This is a genomic window from Cellulomonas bogoriensis 69B4 = DSM 16987, from assembly GCF_000767165.1.
In the GTDB taxonomy this organism is placed as follows: Bacteria; Actinomycetota; Actinomycetes; order Actinomycetales; family Cellulomonadaceae; genus Actinotalea; species Actinotalea bogoriensis.
Genome location: NZ_AXCZ01000302.1, coordinates 1 through 1,764 on the forward strand (window position 1 = coordinate 1; position 1,764 = coordinate 1,764).

Genomic DNA, 1,764 nt, shown 5'->3' on the forward strand with positions numbered 1-1,764 from the left:
CGAGCACGATCGCCTCGGTGCGGGCCGTCGCCCGCTACCTGTCCCGGATCCTGGCCGGCTGACCTCCCCACCTCAGCCACCTGCCCACCCGCACCCAGCAGAGAGCGACACGTGAGCAACTACTACGAGGTCCTGGGCGTCAGCCAGGACGCCACCCCCGAGCAGATCAAGAAGGCCTACCGGCGGCTCGCCCGTGAGCTGCACCCCGACGTGGCCCAGGGCCCGGACGCCGAGGACCGCTTCAAGGACGTCTCACGCGCCTACGAGGTGCTGTCCAACCCGGACAAGCGCGCCATGTACGACCGCGGCGTCGACCCGACCGCCCCCGGCGGGGGTGCAGGCGGCGCCGGTGCCGGTTTCGGGTTCCAGGACATCTTCGAGACGTTCTTCGGGGCAGGTGCCGGCGGCGGCCAGCGGGGCCCGGTCCCGCGCTCGCGGCGTGGGCAGGACGCACTGGTGCGTCTGGACATCGACCTGAAGGACGCCGTGTTCGGCGTGCACCGCGAGCTCCAGGTCGACACCGCCGTGCTGTGCACCACCTGCCAGGGGTCGTGCTGCCGAGCGGGCACGTCACCGCGCACCTGCGAGGTCTGCGGGGGACGCGGAGCGGTGCAGAGGGTGGCGCGGTCGTTCTTGGGCCAGGTCATGACCTCGAGCCCGTGCGCGGCGTGCCAGGGCTACGGGACGGTCATCCCCGAGCCGTGCACCGAGTGCTCGGGAGAGGGTCGGGTGCGCAGCCGCCGGACCCTGAAGATCGACGTGCCGGCCGGGGTGGAGACCGGCACCCGCATCAAGCTCACCGGCCAGGGAGAGGTCGGCCCCGCCGGCGGCCCGGCCGGCGACGTGTACCTGGAGGTGCGCGAGCGCCGCCACGAGACGTTCGTCCGTCGCGGGGACGACCTGCACTGCACGCTCCCGGTGCCGATGACCGCTGCGGCCCTCGGGACGGTCGTCGAGCTCGAGACGCTCGACGGCGCCCGGCAGATCGACGTGCGTCCCGGGACGCAGCCCGGTGACGTCCTGGTCGAGAAGGGCCTGGGTGTGGGGCACCTGCACGGCGCAGGACGGGGAGACCTGAACGTGCACGTGGACGTGCAGGTCCCCACCGGCCTGGACGCCGACCAGGAGCGCCTGCTGCGCGAGCTCGCCGAGCTGCGCGGCGAGCAACGTGTGCCCTCCCGGTTGGCCCCGGCCCAGAGCGGGGTGTTCTCGCGCCTGCGCGAGAAGCTCGCGGGCCGGTGAGCACCCCGCCGGTCTTCCTCGCCGAGCCGGGCACCCTGGACGACCACCCGGCCGGCAGCTCGTACGTGCTCTGCGGCACCGAGGGGCGTCACGCCGGTGTGGTCCAGCGGCGTGGTCCGGGGGAGCACCTGGACGTCGTGGACGGCGCCGGGGTGCGCCTGCGGTGCGTGATCGCCCAGGTGGACCGTGCCGAGCTGGTCCTGGAGGTCGTCGAGCAGGTGCGCGAACCCGTGCCCGCCGTCCGGGTGGTGCTGGTGCAAGCGCTGGCGAAGGGGCAGCGCGACGAGCTGGCGGTCGAGGCCGCGACCGAGATCGGCGTCGACGGGGTCGTCCCCTGGCAGGCCGAGCGCTCGGTGGTGGTCTGGCGCGGGGACCGGGTCGCCAAGAACCGGGCGCGCTGGGCCGCGTGCCTCCGGGGCGCCGCGAAGCAGGCCCGACGCGCACGGGTCCCTGATCTCGCCGAGCCCGTCGGGACGCCCGCCCTGGCCCGGCACGTGGAGCGCGTGGTGGCCGACGGTGGCG

At 74.4% G+C, this 1,764-nt stretch carries 2 protein-coding genes; both read left to right on the plus strand.

The genetic code is table 11. The annotated features are described in order from the left end of the window. Window positions 1-111 precede the first annotated feature (111 nt). On the plus strand, window positions 112-1,242 hold the full coding sequence (gene dnaJ, locus N869_RS14845; RefSeq protein ID WP_035062934.1) for a molecular chaperone DnaJ: 1,131 nt from the start codon (window positions 112-114) through the stop codon (window positions 1,240-1,242). Next, the coding region (locus N869_RS14850; protein WP_035062935.1) for an RsmE family RNA methyltransferase at window positions 1,239-1,764 on the plus strand (526 nt) is incomplete at its 3' end. The genes dnaJ and N869_RS14850, both read left to right, overlap by 4 nt.